The following is a 17,880-nucleotide window of genomic DNA, read 5'->3' as shown; positions in this document are numbered from 1 at the left end:
CGGACGCGGATAGAACCATTCCGAACCGAACGGCACGAAGATCATCGTCACCGCGAGCCTATGCTCGGCCCCGCCGGAACGACTCCGGATCAATGGTGGGGATAGATCATGGTGGAATTCACAGCCGACGAGCGTCAGCAGATCGCCTTGGCGATGATGGACGAGACGCCGATCGAAGCGAAGCCGCTGACCGATGTGAAAAGTGTCTTCTGCCAGAATTGGGACACCGTGAAACAGGTGCTCGAATTCCTGTCGGGCTACCTGCCGCTGCCAGTCCGCTTCGCCGTCAAGGCGCTCATCAAGGCTGGTGACATCTTGCACGGCAAGATCTGCTGACACGCCTGGATCACGCGGGCGGACGAACGTCCGCGTGGTTCGCATCACTGCGGCCGCGTCATCGCGAACTTTTCGCCGACCTCGAAATAGTCCGCCGGCCCGCCGCCGCGCATGATCGGGTGCGCCCGCTCGGTGCGATAGACGCCGTCCTCGAGCATGGCGCGGTCGATATGGATCGCCACTGCCTCGCCCAGCACCAGCCAGTTCGGCAACGCTGCGCCCGCCGTATCCTGCAATTGCACGATCTGCGTCACCCGGCATTCGAACTGCACCGGGCTGAGCGCCACGCGCGGCGGGGCGACCAGGGCCGACGGCAGCGTCGCCAGCCCGGCGCGTACGAACTCGTCCTCGTCGGTCGGCGCCGACGTCTCGTTCATCGCCTCCGCCAGATCGCGCGTGGCCAGGTTCCAGACGAACTCGCCGCGGGTGCGCGCATTCGCCAGCGAGTCCTTCTCGCCCGACGAGCAGAAGCCGAGGATCGGCGGGCGATAGGCCAACAGGTTGAAGAAGCTGTAGGGTGCCAGATTGCGCCGCCCGTCCGCCGACACGGTCGAGATCCAGCCGATCGGTCGCGGCGCGACGATCGCGTTGAGCGGATCGTGCGCCAGGCCGTGGCCGCGTGCGGGTTCGTAGAAATGCCATTCGGTCATGGCGCGGCTTCTGCTAGGAAGCGGCGATGCCCGCAACCGTGATCCGTCGCCACCGCCTCGCCACGCGCCTGTGGCATTGGGTGAATGCGGTCGCGATCGTCGTCCTGATCGGCTCGGGACTGGGGATCAGCAACGCGCATCCGCGGCTCTACTGGGGCCGGTACGGCGCGAACTTCGACCATGCCTGGGCGCAATTGCCGCGGTTTCCGGCATGGCTGACGATCCCGGCGAACTACAATCTGGCGATCTCGCGGCGCTGGCATCTGTTCTTCGCGCTGGTGCTCGCCTTCTCGCTGCTCGCCTTCATGATCGTCAGCCTGCTCAACCGGCACTTTCAGCGCGACCTCGCGGTCCGGCGGCGCGACATAAGCGCAGCGCATCTCGTCGCCGACGTGCGTGCGCACCTCGCCTTCCGTTTCCACGATCCCGAGGCGCCCGGCGACTATAACGCGCTTCAGAAGCTGAGCTATGTCGCGGTGATCTTCGTCGCTCTGCCGCTGGTGATCCTCACCGGGCTGGCGCTGTCGCCGGGCATGAACGCGGCGTGGCCATGGTTGCTCGACGTGTTCGGCGGGCGACAGTCGGCGCGCTCGGTCCACTTCATCGCGATGGTCGTGATCGCCGCGTTCACCGTCGTGCATCTCGTGCTCGTGATCCTGGCGGGATGGCGCAACGAGGTGCGCTCGATGCTGACCGGCAAGTGGCGGGTGCCCGAATGATCCCCTCTCCTATTAGGCGCCGGACGCTGATAGCGAGCGGTGCGGGGCTGGTGCTCAGCGGCTGCGACCGCGTGATCCAGCAGCCCACCGTGCGGACGATCATCTTCAAGGGCGAGGACATGCACCGCGGGCTCCAGCGCGCGCTGATGAACCGCGACGCGCTCGCCCCCGAATTTCGTCCTGAACAGATGTCGCCGCGCTTCCGCACCAATGGCACGCGCGATCCGGGCACCGCCGACTATGCCGCGCTCCGCGCCGGGCGGTTCGCCGATTGGCGGCTGACGGTCGACGGGTTGGTCGCGCGCCCGCTGCGGCTGTCGCTCGCCGATCTCGGCGCCTTCCCGCAACGCGCGCAGATCACCCGTCACGACTGCGTCGAGGGATGGAGCGCGATCGGCAAGTGGCAGGGGCCGCGACTCGGCGACGTGCTGAAGGCGGCGGGGCTGCGCGACTCGGCGCGGTACATCGTGTTCCGCTGCGCCGATCTGTACGGCGGCGCACCCTATTACGAGTCGATCGATCTGGTCGATGCCTTTCACCCGCAGACGATCCTCGCCTGGGCGATGAACGACCGCTTCCTCGACGTCGGTCACGGCGCGCCGCTGCGGCTGCGGGTCGAGCGGCAGCTGGGCTACAAGCACGCGAAATATCTGATGCGCGTGACCGCGGTCGACAGCCTCGCGGGCATCGGCAAGGGTCGCGGCGGCTATTGGGAAGATAACGTCGACTATGATTGGTATGCGGGCATCTGAGGGTCGCTGATGCGGCGTATCTGCACAGAAGCTCCTCCGCGCCTTCGCCTGGCTTATTCGGGCTGGTCCACCCGCCTCGCCTGCCGCCGTAGTGCGATGACGTAGATCACGCCGGCGACCCCGGCGAACAGAAACCATTGCACCGCATAGGCGAGGTGGTTGTTCGGGATCGCGTCGAGCGACGGCGGCGTGTTGGCGTTCAACCCCGCCGCCGGCCGGTCGGCAACCAGCATCAGCGGGCGCGGTGCGCCCGGCTGAGTCACTTCGGCGATCAGCGGACGGCCATCCGGCGCATGCGCGATCCACCCGCTGACCTTGCCCCCGCGCCACGCGACCTTGCCGACCGGATCGCGCGTCGTGCCGATCTGGATGCTCAGCCCCGGCCCCTCCGCACCGGTCCGGCACACGGCGATCACACGATAGCCCGCCGCCCCCGCGCCGGCGCGCGTGATCGATACCGGCTCCAGGCAGAAGGCGCTCGACCGCCGGAACAGCAATGTCTCGTCCGAAAAGCGCGGGAAAGCGACGGCGGGCAGCGTCGGGTTGGCGGCGAGCTGCGCCAGGAACGCCTCTTTCTGCGGCCGCCGCTCCAGCAGCTGCCACAGGCCCAGCGCGACCATCGCCGCGATCGCGACGGCAACGATGATGGTCGGGACGACGGGAATGCGCTTCACGAGGCGATGCGCCCCTCGCGCGCGGCGGTGCGAAACTCGGCAGCGAGCAGCCAGCCCTTGGCGGCACGCAGCGACCAGACGACGCTGGCGGTGGTCAGCGGCACCCACAGCAGGACGTGCAGCCACCATGGCGGCGACAGCGACGGTTCGACGGCAATCGCCAGCGCCACGACGACCGCGCCCCAGCCGAGCACCAGCAGCGCCGCCGGTCCATCGCCGACGTTGAGGGCGGCAATGTCGAGTTCGCTGGCGGCGCAACGATCGGCAAAACGAATCGCGCCCGCAAACAAGGTGCGGGCGCCGCACCGGGGACAGAACCCCCCGATGCCGCAGTCGATCGGGCGCGGCGCTGCCCCCGCCGGCGCCCGATCGGCGTGGGTCATCCGCCGTGGACGGGCGCGCCCCAGCCGCCCCAGACGTAGACGGTGACGAACAGGAACAGCCACACGACGTCGACGAAGTGCCAGTACCAGGCGGCGGCTTCGAACCCGAAATGCTGCTTCGGCGTGAACTCGCCCTGGTAGGCGCGGATCAGGCAGACCGCGAGGAAGATGGTGCCCACCAGCACGTGAAAACCGTGGAAGCCGGTCGCCATGAAGAACGCCGCGCCATAGTTGATGCCCTTGAAGGGGAACGGCGCGTGCATGTATTCATACGCCTGGATGCTGCTGAACAGCACGCCCAGCGCCACCGTCAGCCACAGGCCCTTGAGCACGCCGTCGCGATCGCCGACGCCCAGCAGACCCCACAGCCCGCGCTTCTCGCCGCCACGCTGGTTGTGGATCAGCGCGTGGTGCGCCCAGGTGACCGTGGTACCAGAGCACAGCAGGATCAGCGTGTTGAGCAGCGGCAGTTCGAAGGCGTTGATGACCTCCAGCCCCTTGGGCGGCCATTGCGCGGCGATCGCCGCAGCCCCCTCGGCGGCGCGCTCGACCTGCCCGTCGACGACCTGCATCGCGGTCGGGAACAGCGAGAAGTCGAAGAACGCCCAGAACCAGCCGACAAAGAACATCACCTCGGAGGCGATGAACAGGATCATGCCGTAGCGGAAATGGAGCTGCACGACGGGCGTGTGATCGCCGGCATGCGCCTCGCGGATGACCTGGTGCCACCAGCCGTACATGCAGAACAGCACGGAGGCGAGGCCGATCAGGAACACCCAGCCACCGCCGACCGCCTCATGCATGTACATGATGCCGCCCGATGCCATGATGAGCGCGGCCAGCGAGCTCAACAACGGCCAGGGGCTGGGTGGCAGGATGTGGTAATCGTGGTTCTTGGCACCCGCCATGCGCGGCTCTCCCCAATTCGCTTATCGCCCGGTCTTACCCGCTCGCCCTGGCGGAATCCACCGGGTAAAAGGTGTAGCTGAGCGTGATCGTCTGCACGTCGCGCGTGTCGGGATCGGTCAGGATCTTGGGATCGACGTAGAAGATCACCGGCATCCGCTGCGTCTCGCCGGGCTTCAGCGTCTGCTGCGTGAAGCAGAAGCACTGGATCTTCGTGAAATATTTGCCGGCGATCGCCGGCGTGACATTATAGGTCGCGGTGCCGGTGACCGCCTGTGCGCTGCGATTGGTGGCGGTGAAGAACGCCATGTCGCGCGCACCGATCTCGACCGTCTCCTGCTCCTGCTCGGGGACGAAGCGCCATGGCAGCTTGGGGCTGGTGTTCGCGTCGAAGGCAATGTCGATCGAACGGTGCACCCCGCCCGGCGCCACTTCGCCGCGCCCCGTCGTGCCGTTCAGCCCGGTCGCCTGGCAGAACAGGCGGTACAGCGGCACGCTGGCAAAGGCGAGCCCGGCCATGAAGCAGATGCCCAGCACCGCCAGCAGCGCGGTGCGCACCGTGCGCGGGCGCCGATCCGATCGGGCGGGCGGGCTCAATGCGCCATGCCCTGCTGGATGCGCGCGATGGTGATGAAGAACACCAGCACCACGAATGCGCCGAGCAGCAGCGCCACCACGATCGCGCGCGCCTTCTGCCTGCGGCGGATCAGATCCTGTTCATCGTCGCTCATGCCACCCACCGATCGACGACCAGCGCCCCGAAGATCACGAAAAGATAGACGATCGAGAAGGCGAACAGGCGCTTCTCGTAAAACATCGCCGTGCCCGCGCGCCGGGCGCCCGCGGCGACCAGCGCGGCGAGCACGCAGAACGCCGCCGTCATGGCGACCGCGACCACGCCATAGATCGCGCCGGCCAGCCCGAGCGGCCAGGGCGCGACCGCAACGGCCGCCATCGGGATCGTGTACAGCCCGATCTGTCGCCGCGTCACCGCCTCGCCCGCCACCACCGGCAGCATCGGCACCCCGGCATTGGCGTAATCGGTCTTCACGAACAGCGCGAGCGCCCAGAAATGCGGCGGGGTCCACAAAAAGACCAGCGCGAACAGCAGCAGCGGCAGGACCGCCACCTGCCCGGTCGCCGCCGCCCAGCCGATCAGCGGCGGGAACGCTCCCGCCGCACCGCCGATGACGATGTTCTGCGGCGTGCGGCGCTTCAGCCAGACGGTGTAGATCAGCACGTAGAACAGGATTGAAACGGTCAGGATCGCCGCCGCGGCAAGGTTCACCGCCAGTCCCATCAGGATGACGGAGAACGCGCCCAGCCCGACCCCGAAGTGCAGCGCCGATTGCCGCTCCATCCGTCCGGCGGGCAGCGGACGTTGCGCGGTGCGCTTCATCACCGCGTCCAGATCGGCTTCATACCATTGATTGAGCGCGCCCGCGGCACCCGCGCCGAGCGCGATGCACAATATGGCGGTGAAGCCGAGCACCGGATGGATCCCGACCGGCGCCGCGAGCATCCCGCACAGCCCGGTGAAGACGACCAGCGTCATCACGCGCGGCTTGGTCAACGCCAGGAAATCTCGCCAGTCGGCCGGCGGCAGCAAGGGGGCGGCAGGAGTCATCGAGCCCCCGCTCTACCCCCGCAACGCGGACGTGGGAAGCCGCAGCGGCGCATCCCCATGTGGACGCTCGCACCCCGCTCGCCTAAGCCGGACGACGACGGTGACGGGGGCAACAGACGGATGAACCAGCAGAAGCTGCGGAGCGGGGCGGTGGCGGGGTTGGCGCTGCTGGCGCTCGTGCTCTTCGCGGTCCAGCTCCGGCAAGTGCTCAACCGACCGCTCAACGACACCGATTTCCGCTATGTCTGGCTGGCGGGCGAGATGTGGAGCGGCCGGGGCAATCCCTATGGGTCCGGCTATATCCCGGAGAGCATCCGCGTGTTCGGCGCCGACCACCCGCTGCTGGTATGGGTCTATCCTTTTCAGTGGTTCTGGATCGCGGTGCCATTCGCCGCGCTGCCGCCGCTGGCCGCGCTGCACGTCTGGCAGGCGGCGAGCTATCTGCTGGTCGGGATCGCCGCCTGGCTGGCGCTGCGGACCGCCGCGCTGCTGCACGTGCGCCGCGACACGCTGCTGACGCTGGTCATGGCCACCTACGTCCTGACCTTCAATCCGCTGGCGGGAACGTTGCAGCTTGGGCAGCCGGTGATGCCGGCGGTGTTCGGGTTCGCGGTGCTGACCTATGGCATGGCAGTGGGCCGCGACGGGGTGAAGCTGACCGGCGTCGTGCTGCTCGCCCTCAAGCCGCAGTTCGGCGTGCCCGTCCTGCTGATGCTGTGCACCGCGCCCGGCGGGTTCCGGCTATGCGTGATCGGCGGGCTGATCACCGCCGCGCTGGCGGTGCCGCCACTGTTGCTCGCCGGGGCGGAGGAGCAGGTTCGCGGGCTCTTGGCGAACATCGGCGGCAGCTATGACGGCGTGCCGATCAACCAGCCGATCTCGATGGTGGGGCTGCCGCACCTGCTGGCACTGACGACCGGTGTGCAGATGCCGATCAGCGTCGGCCTGCTGATCGCCGCAGCGGTGACGACGACGCTCGGCGTGATCATCAACCGGCATCGTGCGCTGACCGTGGCCGATCGCGTGCTCTATAGCGCCGCCTTTTCGGCGAGCGCGGTCTCATGCCTGGTGGGGGTGCATCCGCCGGATCTGGCGGTGGTACTCGTCACCCTGCCGCTGCTGCTGCGCCAGCACCGGGCGTTCGCGCTGGTAGGCGTCGCGGGGTATGTGCTGCTCTGGCGCTTCGAAAATGTCGCGCGGATCGCCGGATTGGACCCCGCGCACGGCAATACGTCGCTTGCGACCGCGGGGGTATTCCTGATCGGGGCCAGTTGGACGCTGGACTTCTCCCGGCGGGCAACGTCGCGGCAACCCGCGCCCTGAGCGCCCGGCGCGATCGATCGCTCGGCTTCGGCGCCACTTACCGGTCCGGCGCCGAAGATGGCGTGATTCTGCGATAATGATAGCCGTAGAGGTCGGGGGTGAAGCCCGCCTGCGCATACAAGGCGCGGGCCGGGACGTTCGTCGCCTCGACCTGCAAGGCCAGGTGGGAGGCCCCGGCGCGCGCAGCCCAGTCGATCAGTCCTGTGACGATCGCGCGGGCATGCCCCTTACGGTGCGCCGCAGGGTCTGTGGCAATCGCTTCGATCACGGCGATGTCGCCATGAAGCGCGGCATAGCCGATCGCCACATCGCCGCGCCGTGCGTAGCCCGTCGGGAGCGCGATCCGCGCGGCAACCTGCGCGGGATCCTCGGCGCTAGGCGCCAGGCGGAGGCGGGTCGCCAGCCAGATCGGATCAGGCGCATCGGTCAGGACGATGCCGGCGGGCGCGGTGCGCGCGTGCCGCGCGACGTGACGGAGCAACGTTCGCGTCTGGCCTTCGCGTGGCGCAAACCCGTTCCTGTCGAGCAGATCGTCGATATCGGGCGTCAGGTCGGTCACGCGCACGATCGCCGGCTGCCGCGCTGTGCTGAAGTGGTCGCGGATCGCCGTCAGCGTCGCGGCGTCCAGCGCCGCCCCCGGCAGGATCGCGCTCGCCGAGTTGCTGCGCCGGCTGCCACCATCCGACAGCGCCACCGCCCAGTCGCCGATTCGCACCGCCTGTCGCGGCGGATAGGCGGCGGCGCACGCGCACTCGACGCGCCACGCAAGCGGATCGGCAGTCATCGCAGCCCCTCCGAAAGCGACAGCGGCGGGGAAGCTGTCGCTATCCCGCCGCCTGGTTGCTTGCCGACGCGATCAGTCGATCTTGGGCAGCGTCTCGAACTGGTGGAACGGCGGCGGGCTGGACAGCGTCCATTCCAACGTCGTCGCGCCCTCACCCCACGGATTGTCCGGCGCCTTCTTGCCCGCCAGCAGCGACCAGATGACGTTGACGAAGAAGATCGCCATGCCCGCGGCCATGATCATGTAGCCGATCGTCGCGATGTTGTTCCAGTGCGCGAAGCCGTCCGGATAGTCCGGATAACGGCGCGGCATGCCCTGCAGGCCCAGGAAGTGCATCGGGAAGAACAGCAGGTTCACGCCGACGAAGAATACCCAGAAATGCAGCTGGCCGAGCAGCTCCGAATACATCTTACCCGACATCTTCGGGAACCAGTAGTAGAAGCCGGCGAATAGCGAGAACACCGCACCCAGCGACAGCACGTAGTGGAAGTGCGCCACCACGTAATAGGTGTCCTGCATGTAATCGTCGACGCCGCCGTTGGCGAGCACGACGCCGGTCACGCCGCCGACCGTGAACATGAAGATGAAGCCGATTGCCCAGACCATCGGTGTCGGGAAGCGCAGCGAGCCGCCCCACATCGTCGCGATCCACGAGAAGATCTTGATGCCCGTCGGCACCGCGATCACCATCGTCGCGGCGGTGAAGTACATCTTCACGTTCACGCTCATGCCGGTCGTGAACATGTGGTGCGCCCACACGACGAACCCGACCACGCCGATCGCGACCATCGCATAGGCCATGCCGAGGTAGCCGAACACCGGCTTGCGGCTGAACGTCGCGACGATGTGGCTGATGATGCCGAAGCCGGGCAGGATCATGATGTACACTTCGGGGTGGCCGAAGAACCAGAACAAATGCTGGTACAGCACCGGATCGCCGCCGCCGGCCGGATCGTAGAAGGTCGTGCCGAAGTTGCGATCGGTCAGCAACATCGTGATCGCCGCCGCCAGCACCGGCAGCGCCAGCAGCAGCAGGAAGGCGGTGACCAGCACCGACCAGGCGAACAGCGGCATCTTGTGCAGCGTCATGCCCGGGGCGCGCATGTTGAAGATCGTGGTGATGAAGTTGATCGCGCCGAGGATCGAGCTGGCGCCCGACAGGTGCAGCGACAGGATCGCCATGTCGACCGACGGCCCCGGCTCGCCATAGGTGGAGAGCGGCGCATACACGGTCCAGCCGGTGCCCGCGCCGCCGAAGAACGGCGAGGCGAGCAGCAGCAGGAACGCCGGCACCAGCAGCCAGAAGCTGATGTTGTTCATGCGCGGGAACGCCATGTCCGGCGCGCCGATCATGATCGGGACGAACCAGTTGCCGAACCCGCCGATCATCGCCGGCATCACCATGAAGAAGACCATGATGAGGCCGTGCGCGGTCACCAGCACGTTCCACAGGTGCAGCGCCTGGTCGAACGTCTGCTCCTGCCCGCCGTGCAGCATCGTCGCCCATTGCGGCAGATACTGAATGCCCGGATGCATCAGCTCGGCGCGCATGAGGCCCGAGATCGCGCCGCCGATGATCCCCGCGACGATCGCGAAGATCAGGTAGAGCGTGCCGATGTCCTTGTGGTTCGTCGACATGAACCAGCGCGCGAAGAAGCCGGGCTTGTGATCGGCATCCGCATGATGATGGTGGTCGTCGTGCGCGACGAACGCCGAGGGGTGGAGCGCGGTGTCGGTCATGATCTTAGCGTCCGGCTTCGCCGACGCCGCCCGGATTGCCGGTGGCGCCCTGCGGGGAAATGGGGGGAGTGTCGGTCCCGTTCTCGATCGGCCCGGTGATCGCATTGGCGACCGCCGCTTCGTCCATCACCGACGCGGAATTGTCCGCACCCGGCTGCGGGATCACCGCGTCGGACGCCTTCCCCGGCGCAGGCATCGTACCGCCCTTGGCGCGGACCCAGGCCGCGAACTGCGCGGGGGGCACCGCCTCGACGGCGATCGGCATGAAGGCGTGGCGCGCCCCGCACAATTCGCTGCACTGGCCGAAATACAGGCCGGGCTTGTCGATGGTGAAGCTGGTTTCGTTCAACCGGCCCGGGATCGCGTCGAGCTTGATCCAGAACGCCGGCACCGCCCAGCTGTGGATGACGTCATTGGCGGTGGTGATCAGGCGGATCGGCACGCCGACCGGCAGCACGACGCGATTGTCGGTCGCGAGCAGTCGCGGACCGTCGGACGCGCTGCGCGCGCGTTCGCCCGGTGCGACCTGATTGCCTTCCTTGAGCATGTTGGCGGTAATCTCGATCCCGCCGTGATCCGGATATTGGTAGCTCCAGAACCACTGGTTTCCGATCGCCTTCAGCGTCACCGCACCCGCCGGCGCCGGCTTGAACTGCGCCTGGAGCAGGCCGATCGAGGGCACGGCGATCGCGACCAGGATCAGCACCGGGGCCAGCGTCCAGACGACCTCCAGGATCGTGTTGTGGCTGGTCCGCGACGGCGTCGGATTCGCGCTGGCGCGGAACTTCACGATCACGACGACCAGGAGCACTAGCACCAGGATCGAGATAATCGTGATCAACGGGAAGAGGATGCGATCGTGAAACCAGTGCGCGCGCAGCCCGTTCTTGGTCACCTGCGGCTGAATATGGATCACGCCGTCGAGCGGCTGGCCGACGCCGGGTGCCGAGGCGGTCGCGTCAAATGCCGGGGCCCCGTCCATCGCCAGTGCGGGGGACGCCGGGGCGGCGTCCGGCTTCTGCAGCGAACCGCCCGAGGTCCCCTGCTTCGAGTCGGCCGGTCGCAGCCCCGTCGGCGCTGCGGTGGCCGCCGTGGCGGGGGACGTCGCGGCCGGCGCCTGTGCCCCGGCGCTGCCCGCCCCCGTCAGGGTGGCCAGCGCGAAGCCCGCCGCCAGTACCCAACCCTTTATCCCGGTTCTCAGCATCTTCTTATCGTCACCCCTGTCGTGGTGCGCGCATTCGCGTCCCGGGCGTGTCGAAGCGCCCCTCCTGCACCTGCCTATAGCATGGCATCCCCCCGCCTCAAGAGGGCGCGCGTACGCGTCATTTCTTGCGGCGTGCGTTGCGCGCGCGCGGCCGCGCTCGTATGGCGCGCGCTCGTATGGCGCGCGCAGGAGACGTTTCACACGATGACCGACGACGACGTGCTCGCCGAATTCCGCGCCGCCGATGCGCTGCTGGAAGGGCATTTCATCCTGTCCTCGGGGCTGCGCAGCCCGCGCTACCTGCAATGCGCGCGGGTGTTGATGAACCCGCGCCGCGCCGCGACTCTGGCCGAGGCGCTGGCGATGCGCCTCCCGTCCGAGCTGCGCCGGCGGATCACCGCGGTCGTCGCGCCCGCAATGGGCGGGGTGATCGCGGGGCAGGAAATGGCGCGTGCGCTGGACGTCGATGCGATGTTCGTCGAGCGACCGACCGGCACCTTCGAGCTGAGGCGCGGCTTCCGGCTGGAGCCGGGGCAGGAGGTGCTGATGATGGAGGACGTCGTCACCACCGGGCTGTCGAGCCGGGAGGCGATCAAGGCGATCGAGGCGGCGGGCGGGCGCGTGATCGCGGGTGCGGCGCTGGTCGACCGATCGAACGGAACCGCCGATATCGGCGTCCCCTTCTTCCCGCTGATCCGGCTGGAGGTGCCGACCTACCAGCCCGACGACCTTCCGCCCGAACTGGCGGCCATCCCGGCGATCAAGCCCGGTAGCCGGGCAGCAGCGTGACCGCGCCGCTGCGCCTCGGGGTCAACATCGACCATGTGGCGACCGTGCGGAACGCGCGCGGCGGCGGCGTGCCCGATCCGGTCCGCGCCGCGCTGCTCGCCGCCGAGGCCGGGGCGGACGGGATCACCGCGCACCTGCGCGAGGATCGCCGCCACATCACCGACGCCGATATCGCGCGGCTCTCCGCGGAGCTGTCGATCCCGCTCAATCTCGAGATGGCGGCCACCGACGAGATGCTCGACATCGCGCTGCGCCACCGCCCGCACGCCGCCTGCATCGTGCCCGAGAAGCGCGAGGAACGCACCACCGAGGGCGGGATCGACGCCGCGAAGCAGCATGATCGCCTGGCGCCGATGGTGCGCCAACTCGGCGCGGCGAACGTCCGGGTCTCGCTGTTCATCGAACCCGACCCGCGCCAGATCACCGCGGCGGTCGCGCTCGGCGCGCCGGTCGTCGAGCTGCACACCGGTCGCTATGCCGAGCTGGACGGCGAGGCGCGCACCACCGAGCTGCGCCGCCTGTCCGACGCCGCCGCGCTGGCGGCGAAGAACGGGATCGAGGTCCATGCCGGGCACGGCCTGACCTTCGATAACGTCATGCCCGTCGCCGCGATCCCGCAGGTCCGCGAGCTGAACATCGGCCATTTCCTGATCGGCGAGGCGATCTTCACCGGTCTGGCCGAGAGTGTACGGCGGATGAAGACGTTGATGGAGCAGGCCCGATGAGGACGGAGGCGTGATCGTCGGCCTCGGCTCCGACCTGTGCAATATCGAGCGGATCGCGCAGTCGCTGGCGCGGTTCGGCGAACGTTTCGAGGCGCGCGTCTTCACCGAGGTCGAGCGTGCCAAGGCGGCGCGGCGCCCGTTCACCAAGGCCGGCACGCTCGCCAAGCGCTTCGCCGCGAAGGAAGCCTTCTCCAAGGCGGTCGGCACCGGGTTCAGGGCCGGCGTGTTCATGAAGGACATCGGCGTCGTCAACGCCCCCTCGGGCGCGCCGACGCTGGCGCTGACCGGGGGCGCCAGGGCGCGGCTCGACGCGATGATCCCCGCCGGATACCGCCCGCACATCCACCTGACGCTGACGGACGATCACCCCTGGGCGCAGGCGTTCGTCATCATCGAGGCGCTTCCCGACCAACATGCAGGAGCCGAGTGACCGCGTGGCAGAGGATATCGCATTGACCGGCGACCGCCCGCCCCCGCCCGCCACGAGCAGCGAGACGACGGCGGCGCGCACCGGCTTCGATTGGTGGGGCGAGGTCAAGGGGCTCTTCTGGCTGCTGCTGGCGGTGCTCGGCTTCCACAGCTTCATCGCCAAGCCCTTCTACATTCCTAGCGAATCGATGCTGCCGGGCCTTCTGGTCGGCGACCGGCTGGTGGTCTCGAAATTCGCCTATGGCTGGTCGTTCGTCTCGCCGACGATCCCCGATCCGGTCGCGATTTTCCGCGGCGTCGTGCTCCACCAGCCGGTCGACAGCTGGTCGGTGCAGGTGCCGTTCGTCCACGGTCGCGTCTGGGGCAGCCTGCCCGAGCGCGGCGACGTCGTGATCGTGACCCCGCCGGGCCAGTCGAGCGACTATATCAAGCGCGTGATCGGCCTTCCCGGCGATACGCTGGCGGTGCGCGGCGGCGTGGTGATCCTGAACGGCAAACCCGTGCAGCGCGGCCCGCTCCATTATCGCGACCTGCCGGTCGACGCCAACGCGACCTGCGACGCCGACCAATATCCCGGTGCGCGGCAGCAGCGCGGCGACGGCACCACCGTCTGCCATTTGCCGATCGTCACCGAGACGTTGCCCAACGGCCGCCGGTACGACACGGTCGATCTGGAACCCGACAGCCCCGGCGATCATTACGGCCCGGTGACGATCCCAGCTAACCACGTGTTCCTGATGGGCGACAATCGCGACCGCTCCGCCGACAGCCGCTTCGCGCTGGGCGGGTTCGAGCGCGGGCTGGGCGGCCCGGTGCCTTATGAGAATATCGGCGGGCGTGCCGAGTTCATCACCTTCTCGGTCGATGGCGATGCGACCTGGAATCCACTGACCTGGCCCGGTGCGCTGCGCGGCGGACGTGCCGGCACCTCGCTTCACCCGACGCGCGTACCATGATCGCACCCCGCCCATGAGCGAGCCACGGGAGGTGCGGATCGACGCCGGTGGCGAGCGCATCCGGGTCAGGGCTGGCGCGAGCCCCAGCGAGGTGCGCGACGACGCCACGCGCGACGAGATCCGCCGCGCGGCGGTCTGGCTGGGGATGGCATGTGCGATCGCGCTGATCGTGCTGCTGGTGCAGCCGCTCCTCATCATCTTCGCGTCTCTTGTGTTCGCAGCGCTGCTCGACGGCGGGGTTCGGCTGCTCGGGCGCGCGCTGCCGATCGGGCGCAGCTGGCGGTTGCTGATCGTCTGCCTGCTGACGGTCGCCTTCCTGCTCGGCACCTTCTACCTGGCCGGCGTGCAGATCGCTGCGCAGGCGCAGCAGCTGCGCTCGACGGTCGAGGTACAGGTGCTGCGGCTTAGCCAGTGGCTAAGCGCACAAGGGCTGATGCCGGGCACCAGCGACCTTACCGGTTTCGCGAAACAGGCGCTGTCGTCGGTAGGCCGCGTGACGAGCTGGCTGGGCACTGCGGCGGGTGCGTTGACCAGCGGGTTCATGATCGTCGTGCTCGGGTTGTTCATCGCGATCGATCCGCGCGGGTATGAGCGCGGGCTGCAATGGATGGTGCCCGAGCGCAACCGCGTCGAATTCGCGGTTACGCTGAAGCGCATGGCGCAGACGCTGCGGCGCCTGCTCGCCGGGCGTTTGCTGGGCATGGCGCTGGAAGGCGTGCTGACCGCGATCGCCTTGTGGCTGGTCGGCGTGCCCATGGCGATGATCCTGGGCATCATGACCGGGTTGCTGGCCTTCATCCCCAATATCGGCGCGTTCATTTCCGGCGCGCTGATGGTCGCGGTCGGATTTTCGGCCGGCGTGCATACCGGCGTGCTCGCGATCATCGTCTATGTCGTCGTCCAGACCTTCGACGGCTACGTCGTGATCCCGATGGTCGCCAAGCGCACCGTGGACCTGCCGCCGGCGCTGACGCTCGGCGCACAGATCCTGGCGAGTGCGCTGTTCGGGATCATGGGGCTGGCGCTTGCCGATCCGATGACAGCGATCATCAAGACCGCCATGGAGCGCCGCTCCGAGAACGTCGAGGAGGGCCGTACGGACGACTGACCGCGCCTGTCCCCCGCTGGCGCGCACCGACCGGGGCTGCTAAGGCCCGCTGCCCGTGCGAAACGGGCGCAGGATGAGACGATTGCGCGTCGACGAGCCACTTTCCCCTCCCTCTCCACTCTCCAACGGCGACGCCGCCCCGCTGGTCGCGCTGCAACCGGTGCAGACGTTGCGGCGGCGCTGGCCGGCGCTGCTGGCGACGGTGCTGACCGTCGCGATGCTGATCGGGGTCTGGCACGAGCTGTTCGATCACGGCTTGGCCGGCTTGCGGCGCGCGGTGCCGACCTCGCCCGGCTTCTACATCTTCTTTCTGGCCTCCTATTTCGCGCTGCCGCTGTGCGACTACGCGATCTTCCGCCGGCTGTGGGACGTGCCGCCGGCCGCGTTCCCGGCGCTGAACCGCAAGCGGATCGCGAACGACATCCTCGTCGGCTACACCGGCGACGCCTATTTTTACGCCTGGGCGCGCGCGCGGCTGGAAATGGTCACCGCGCCGTTCGGGGCGGTGAAGGACGTCAGCATCGTCTCGGCGATCACCGGTAACGTCACGGCGCTGCTGCTCGGCGCGGTGGCGCTGCCGCTCGGCTACCAGCTGATCGCCCCCGAGGTGATCCAGGCCATGATCTGGTCGCTGATCTTCGCGACCGCGCTGTCGCTGGCGCTGATCCTGTTTTCGAAGCGCGTCTTCTCGCTGCCGCGCCGGGACCTGTGGTTCATCTTCTGGATCGACCTGCTGCGGATCGCGGCGGCGTGCGTCACGATCGCGCTCGCCTGGGCATGGGCGGTGCCGAGTGTGTCGATCGGCATGTGGCTGTTCCTGGTCGCCGGGCGGCAACTGGTCTCAAGGTTGCCGTTCCTGCCCAACAAAGACCTGCTTTTCGCCAACTTCGCGATCCTGGTGATCGGGCATGATCGTACCTTGTCCGACCTGATGGCGTTCACCGCCGCATCGACCCTGCTGATGCACGGATTGCTGCTGCTGCTGTTCGGGGCGGTGTATGTGTGGGAAAGGACGCGCGCATGGCGCAAGGCAGCATGAGAATGGCTATGTGGAGCGTCGCGGCCGCGGCGCTGGCGCTGGCGGCACCGGGCGCGCGCGCGCAGGTGCTGGGCAGCGACGCCGCCGCGTGCACCGCCGAGCAGGGGCCGGCGATCCTTGCCACCGTCACCGGGTTGAAAGACCGTTCGGGCACGCTCAAGCTGGAGCTGTATCCGCCCAACGAAGACGACTTCCTCGCCGGCGACAAGGACCTGGCGAAGGCAGGCAAGTTCTTCCGCCGCGTGACCGTCGCCCCGCCGCCGAGCGGCGATGCGGCGATCTGCATCCGCGTGCCGCGTCCGGGCCGCTACGCGCTGTTCCTGGGCCACGACCGTGACGGGAAGCGCAAGTTCAACTTCTGGAGCGACGGTGCGGGCTTTCCCAGCAACCACAAGATTGGTCGCGCGCGTCCCAAGCTGGCAGATGCCCTGATCGACGTCGGTCCCGGCGTCACCCGTACCGTGATCCGCGCGCAATATCTGCGCGGACTGGGCGGCTTCGGCTTCATGCGCTGAACGAGAGGCGAATCATGCGGATCGTCGACGTCAACGAATTCTACGCGCCGAACGGCGGCGGCGTGCGGTCGTACCTTGACCGCAAGATGGCGATCATGTCGGAACTGGGCCACCAGCAGATCGTGATCGCGCCCGGCCGCGAGGATCGCGTGGAGGAGCGCCCCGGCGGTGCGCGCATCCACTACGTGAAGGCGCCGGGAATCCCGTTCGATTCGAACTACGGGCTGTTCTGGGATGCCGCCCCCGTCCACGCGCTGCTGGACCATTATCGCCCCGACGTGGTCGAGAATTGCGCGCCGTGGCGCTCGGCGGCGATCGTCGCCGACTGGCGGGGCGACGCCGTGCGATCGTGGTTCATGCACAACGACAACATGGAGGCCTATCCGAAGCGCTGGTTCGCGCGGATCGCGTCGGAGGCGACGATCGAGCGTGCGTTCGGTTGGTACGACCGGCACATGGCGCGGTGTCTCGACCGGTTCGACACGGTGGTCACCAACGGGCCGCTGCTGACCGAGCGGATGCGCGCGCGCGGGCTGCGTGTCGACGCGACGATGACGCTGGGGATCGAGCGCGAGCATTTCTCACCGGAGCTGCGCAGCGCCACGCTGCGCGCCGCGATGCTCGCGCAATGCGGGCTGCCCGAGGACGCCTATCTGCTGATCGGCGTGGGGCGGCACCACCCGGAGAAACGCTGGCCGATGGTGATCGACGCCGTGCGGCGCGCCGGTGCGAAGTTGCCGGTCGGTCTGGTGCTGTTGGGACTGGGTCCCGACACGCGCACGCTGGAGCGGCATATCGACGAGAGCCCGCATGTGCGGATGTTCCAGCCGATCTATCATCGCGGACAGCTCGCCTCGATCATGGCGAGCGCGGACGCCTTCATCCACGGTTGCCACTCAGAGCCGTTCGGGCTGGTTGCGTCAGAGGCACTCGCATCGGGACAGCCGCTGATCGTGCCCGATCGCGGCGGAGCGTCGGCAGTGGCGCAACCCGCCTTCGCGGAGCGCTACCGCAGCGGCGACGCCTATGACTGCGCACGCGCGATCGTCGCCATGGCGTCGCGCGATCAGCACGTCCTGCGCCGGGCGGCGGGTGTCGCGGCGCCGAAGGTGTGGAGCGACCGTGAACACGCGCAGGCGCTGGTCGCGCACTATCAGTCGGTGATCGACGCGCGCGGTTCGACCAGCAGATCGGCGTAGCGCACCGCGTCCGGTGCACAGA

Annotated in this window: 22 protein-coding genes; 12 read left to right on the top strand and 10 right to left on the bottom strand. The window is 68.2% G+C overall.

The window, feature by feature from the left end; genetic code table 11:
- The first annotated feature begins 108 nt into the window (after positions 1-108).
- On the top strand, positions 109-336 hold the full coding sequence (locus J2Y58_RS10870) for a hypothetical protein (RefSeq protein ID WP_310102778.1): 228 nt from the start codon (positions 109-111) through the stop codon (positions 334-336).
- Positions 337-380: 44 nt separating this feature from the next.
- On the opposite strand, the gene J2Y58_RS10865 is transcribed toward J2Y58_RS10870, so the two are convergent.
- The gene (locus J2Y58_RS10865; RefSeq protein ID WP_310102775.1) at positions 381-986 is read right to left on the bottom strand and encodes a flavin reductase family protein; all 606 of its coding nucleotides are present in this window, start codon (positions 984-986) and stop codon (positions 381-383) included.
- A gap of 26 nt (positions 987-1,012) precedes the next feature.
- Between J2Y58_RS10865 and J2Y58_RS10860 the strand changes: the two genes are divergently transcribed.
- Positions 1,013-1,705 (top strand): cytochrome b/b6 domain-containing protein, encoded by a 693-nt coding sequence (locus J2Y58_RS10860; RefSeq protein WP_310102773.1) that lies wholly within the window; start codon positions 1,013-1,015, stop codon positions 1,703-1,705.
- A complete protein-coding gene (locus J2Y58_RS10855; protein WP_310102771.1) occupies positions 1,702-2,457 on the top strand; it encodes a molybdopterin-dependent oxidoreductase in 756 nt (251 codons plus the stop codon). Before J2Y58_RS10860 ends, J2Y58_RS10855 begins: the two co-directional genes overlap by 4 nt.
- Positions 2,458-2,510: 53 nt before the next feature.
- On the opposite strand, the gene J2Y58_RS10850 is transcribed toward J2Y58_RS10855, so the two are convergent.
- From J2Y58_RS10850 to J2Y58_RS10825, 6 genes are read right to left on the bottom strand one after another with little or no spacing between them, the layout of a single operon-like run.
- Complete coding sequence (locus J2Y58_RS10850; RefSeq protein ID WP_310102768.1) at positions 2,511-3,131, bottom strand: SURF1 family cytochrome oxidase biogenesis protein; 621 nt, start codon at positions 3,129-3,131, stop codon at positions 2,511-2,513.
- Positions 3,128-3,514 carry a DUF983 domain-containing protein gene (locus J2Y58_RS10845; RefSeq protein ID WP_310102766.1) on the bottom strand — a complete coding sequence of 129 codons (387 nt, stop codon included), beginning with the start codon at positions 3,512-3,514 and terminating at the stop codon, positions 3,128-3,130. Before J2Y58_RS10845 ends, J2Y58_RS10850 begins: the two co-directional genes overlap by 4 nt.
- Positions 3,511-4,422 (bottom strand): cytochrome c oxidase subunit 3, encoded by a 912-nt coding sequence (locus J2Y58_RS10840; RefSeq protein WP_310102763.1) that lies wholly within the window; start codon positions 4,420-4,422, stop codon positions 3,511-3,513. The genes J2Y58_RS10845 and J2Y58_RS10840 overlap by 4 nt, the downstream gene beginning before the upstream one ends.
- Positions 4,423-4,456: 34 nt before the next feature.
- The gene (locus tag J2Y58_RS10835) at positions 4,457-5,017 is read right to left on the bottom strand and encodes a cytochrome c oxidase assembly protein (protein ID WP_310102761.1); all 561 of its coding nucleotides are present in this window, start codon (positions 5,015-5,017) and stop codon (positions 4,457-4,459) included.
- Complete coding sequence (locus J2Y58_RS10830; RefSeq protein ID WP_310102758.1) at positions 5,014-5,151, bottom strand: hypothetical protein; 138 nt, start codon at positions 5,149-5,151, stop codon at positions 5,014-5,016. The genes J2Y58_RS10835 and J2Y58_RS10830 overlap by 4 nt, the downstream gene beginning before the upstream one ends.
- The gene (locus J2Y58_RS10825; protein WP_310102755.1) at positions 5,148-6,047 is read right to left on the bottom strand and encodes a heme o synthase; all 900 of its coding nucleotides are present in this window, start codon (positions 6,045-6,047) and stop codon (positions 5,148-5,150) included. The genes J2Y58_RS10830 and J2Y58_RS10825 overlap by 4 nt, the downstream gene beginning before the upstream one ends.
- A 120-nt stretch (positions 6,048-6,167) precedes the next feature.
- On the opposite strand from J2Y58_RS10825, the gene J2Y58_RS10820 reads away from it, so the two are divergent.
- Complete coding sequence (locus tag J2Y58_RS10820) at positions 6,168-7,370, top strand: glycosyltransferase family 87 protein (protein ID WP_310102753.1); 1,203 nt, start codon at positions 6,168-6,170, stop codon at positions 7,368-7,370.
- Positions 7,371-7,407: 37 nt separating this feature from the next.
- Here the strand turns inward: J2Y58_RS10820 and J2Y58_RS10815 are convergent, their stop codons facing one another.
- The 3 genes from J2Y58_RS10815 to coxB form a co-directional block, all read right to left on the bottom strand.
- Positions 7,408-8,154 (bottom strand): GNAT family N-acetyltransferase, encoded by a 747-nt coding sequence (locus J2Y58_RS10815; protein WP_310102750.1) that lies wholly within the window; start codon positions 8,152-8,154, stop codon positions 7,408-7,410.
- A gap of 72 nt (positions 8,155-8,226) precedes the next feature.
- Entirely contained in the window at positions 8,227-9,894 is a 1,668-nt protein-coding gene (gene ctaD / locus J2Y58_RS10810; RefSeq protein ID WP_310102746.1) for a cytochrome c oxidase subunit I, read from the bottom strand.
- A 4-nt stretch (positions 9,895-9,898) separates the two neighbouring features.
- On the bottom strand, positions 9,899-11,098 hold the full coding sequence (gene coxB / locus J2Y58_RS10805) for a cytochrome c oxidase subunit II (RefSeq protein WP_310102743.1): 1,200 nt from the start codon (positions 11,096-11,098) through the stop codon (positions 9,899-9,901).
- Between the two features lie 204 nt (positions 11,099-11,302).
- Here coxB and pyrE point away from each other — a divergent pair, with 204 nt between their 5' ends.
- From pyrE to J2Y58_RS10765, 8 genes are all read left to right on the top strand, one after another.
- On the top strand, positions 11,303-11,887 hold the full coding sequence (pyrE, locus tag J2Y58_RS10800) for an orotate phosphoribosyltransferase (RefSeq protein WP_310102740.1): 585 nt from the start codon (positions 11,303-11,305) through the stop codon (positions 11,885-11,887).
- Positions 11,884-12,612, top strand: coding sequence for a pyridoxine 5'-phosphate synthase (locus tag J2Y58_RS10795; RefSeq protein ID WP_310102737.1), 729 nt, complete (start codon positions 11,884-11,886; stop codon positions 12,610-12,612). The genes pyrE and J2Y58_RS10795 overlap by 4 nt, the downstream gene beginning before the upstream one ends.
- 10 nt (positions 12,613-12,622) lie before the next feature.
- A complete protein-coding gene (gene acpS / locus J2Y58_RS10790; protein WP_310102732.1) occupies positions 12,623-13,042 on the top strand; it encodes a holo-ACP synthase in 420 nt (139 codons plus the stop codon).
- Positions 13,026-13,997, top strand: coding sequence for a signal peptidase I (gene lepB, locus J2Y58_RS10785; RefSeq protein WP_405053091.1), 972 nt, complete (start codon positions 13,026-13,028; stop codon positions 13,995-13,997). Before acpS ends, lepB begins: the two co-directional genes overlap by 17 nt.
- 13 nt (positions 13,998-14,010) lie before the next feature.
- Positions 14,011-15,105 (top strand): AI-2E family transporter, encoded by a 1,095-nt coding sequence (locus tag J2Y58_RS10780; RefSeq protein ID WP_310102727.1) that lies wholly within the window; start codon positions 14,011-14,013, stop codon positions 15,103-15,105.
- Positions 15,106-15,178: 73 nt separating this feature from the next.
- Positions 15,179-16,144: a hypothetical protein gene (locus J2Y58_RS10775; RefSeq protein ID WP_310102726.1), complete on the top strand. Its 966-nt coding sequence runs from the start codon at positions 15,179-15,181 to the stop codon at positions 16,142-16,144.
- A gap of 2 nt (positions 16,145-16,146) precedes the next feature.
- Positions 16,147-16,659 (top strand): DUF2141 domain-containing protein, encoded by a 513-nt coding sequence (locus tag J2Y58_RS10770; RefSeq protein ID WP_310102724.1) that lies wholly within the window; start codon positions 16,147-16,149, stop codon positions 16,657-16,659.
- A gap of 14 nt (positions 16,660-16,673) precedes the next feature.
- On the top strand, positions 16,674-17,858 hold the full coding sequence (locus J2Y58_RS10765; RefSeq protein ID WP_310102722.1) for a glycosyltransferase: 1,185 nt from the start codon (positions 16,674-16,676) through the stop codon (positions 17,856-17,858).
- Positions 17,859-17,880: the final 22 nt, after the last annotated feature.

The organism is Sphingomonas sp. BE138, assembly GCF_031456125.1.
In the GTDB taxonomy this organism is placed as follows: Bacteria; Pseudomonadota; Alphaproteobacteria; order Sphingomonadales; family Sphingomonadaceae; genus Sphingomonas.
This window is presented reverse-complemented; position numbering and strand designations above follow the sequence as displayed.

What these genes read in the sequence shown, in the direction of transcription:
- J2Y58_RS10815 (WP_310102750.1), bottom strand. Translation starts at nt 8,154, where the DNA reads ATGACTGCCGATCCGCTTGCGTGGCGCGTCGAGTGCGCGTGCGCCGCC.
- J2Y58_RS10860 (WP_310102773.1), top strand. Translation starts at nt 1,013, where the DNA reads ATGCCCGCAACCGTGATCCGTCGCCACCGCCTCGCCACGCGCCTGTGG.
- lepB (WP_405053091.1), top strand. Translation starts at nt 13,026, where the DNA reads ATGCAGGAGCCGAGTGACCGCGTGGCAGAGGATATCGCATTGACCGGC.
- J2Y58_RS10770 (WP_310102724.1), top strand. Translation starts at nt 16,147, where the DNA reads ATGGCTATGTGGAGCGTCGCGGCCGCGGCGCTGGCGCTGGCGGCACCG.
- J2Y58_RS10830 (WP_310102758.1), bottom strand. Translation starts at nt 5,151, where the DNA reads ATGAGCGACGATGAACAGGATCTGATCCGCCGCAGGCAGAAGGCGCGC.
- J2Y58_RS10825 (WP_310102755.1), bottom strand. Translation starts at nt 6,047, where the DNA reads ATGACTCCTGCCGCCCCCTTGCTGCCGCCGGCCGACTGGCGAGATTTC.
- J2Y58_RS10855 (WP_310102771.1), top strand. Translation starts at nt 1,702, where the DNA reads ATGATCCCCTCTCCTATTAGGCGCCGGACGCTGATAGCGAGCGGTGCG.
- J2Y58_RS10870 (WP_310102778.1), top strand. Translation starts at nt 109, where the DNA reads ATGGTGGAATTCACAGCCGACGAGCGTCAGCAGATCGCCTTGGCGATG.
- coxB (WP_310102743.1), bottom strand. Translation starts at nt 11,098, where the DNA reads ATGCTGAGAACCGGGATAAAGGGTTGGGTACTGGCGGCGGGCTTCGCG.
- J2Y58_RS10775 (WP_310102726.1), top strand. Translation starts at nt 15,179, where the DNA reads ATGAGACGATTGCGCGTCGACGAGCCACTTTCCCCTCCCTCTCCACTC.
- J2Y58_RS10780 (WP_310102727.1), top strand. Translation starts at nt 14,011, where the DNA reads ATGAGCGAGCCACGGGAGGTGCGGATCGACGCCGGTGGCGAGCGCATC.
- J2Y58_RS10840 (WP_310102763.1), bottom strand. Translation starts at nt 4,422, where the DNA reads ATGGCGGGTGCCAAGAACCACGATTACCACATCCTGCCACCCAGCCCC.
- J2Y58_RS10865 (WP_310102775.1), bottom strand. Translation starts at nt 986, where the DNA reads ATGACCGAATGGCATTTCTACGAACCCGCACGCGGCCACGGCCTGGCG.
- J2Y58_RS10845 (WP_310102766.1), bottom strand. Translation starts at nt 3,514, where the DNA reads ATGACCCACGCCGATCGGGCGCCGGCGGGGGCAGCGCCGCGCCCGATC.
- J2Y58_RS10820 (WP_310102753.1), top strand. Translation starts at nt 6,168, where the DNA reads ATGAACCAGCAGAAGCTGCGGAGCGGGGCGGTGGCGGGGTTGGCGCTG.
- ctaD (WP_310102746.1), bottom strand. Translation starts at nt 9,894, where the DNA reads ATGACCGACACCGCGCTCCACCCCTCGGCGTTCGTCGCGCACGACGAC.
- J2Y58_RS10765 (WP_310102722.1), top strand. Translation starts at nt 16,674, where the DNA reads ATGCGGATCGTCGACGTCAACGAATTCTACGCGCCGAACGGCGGCGGC.
- pyrE (WP_310102740.1), top strand. Translation starts at nt 11,303, where the DNA reads ATGACCGACGACGACGTGCTCGCCGAATTCCGCGCCGCCGATGCGCTG.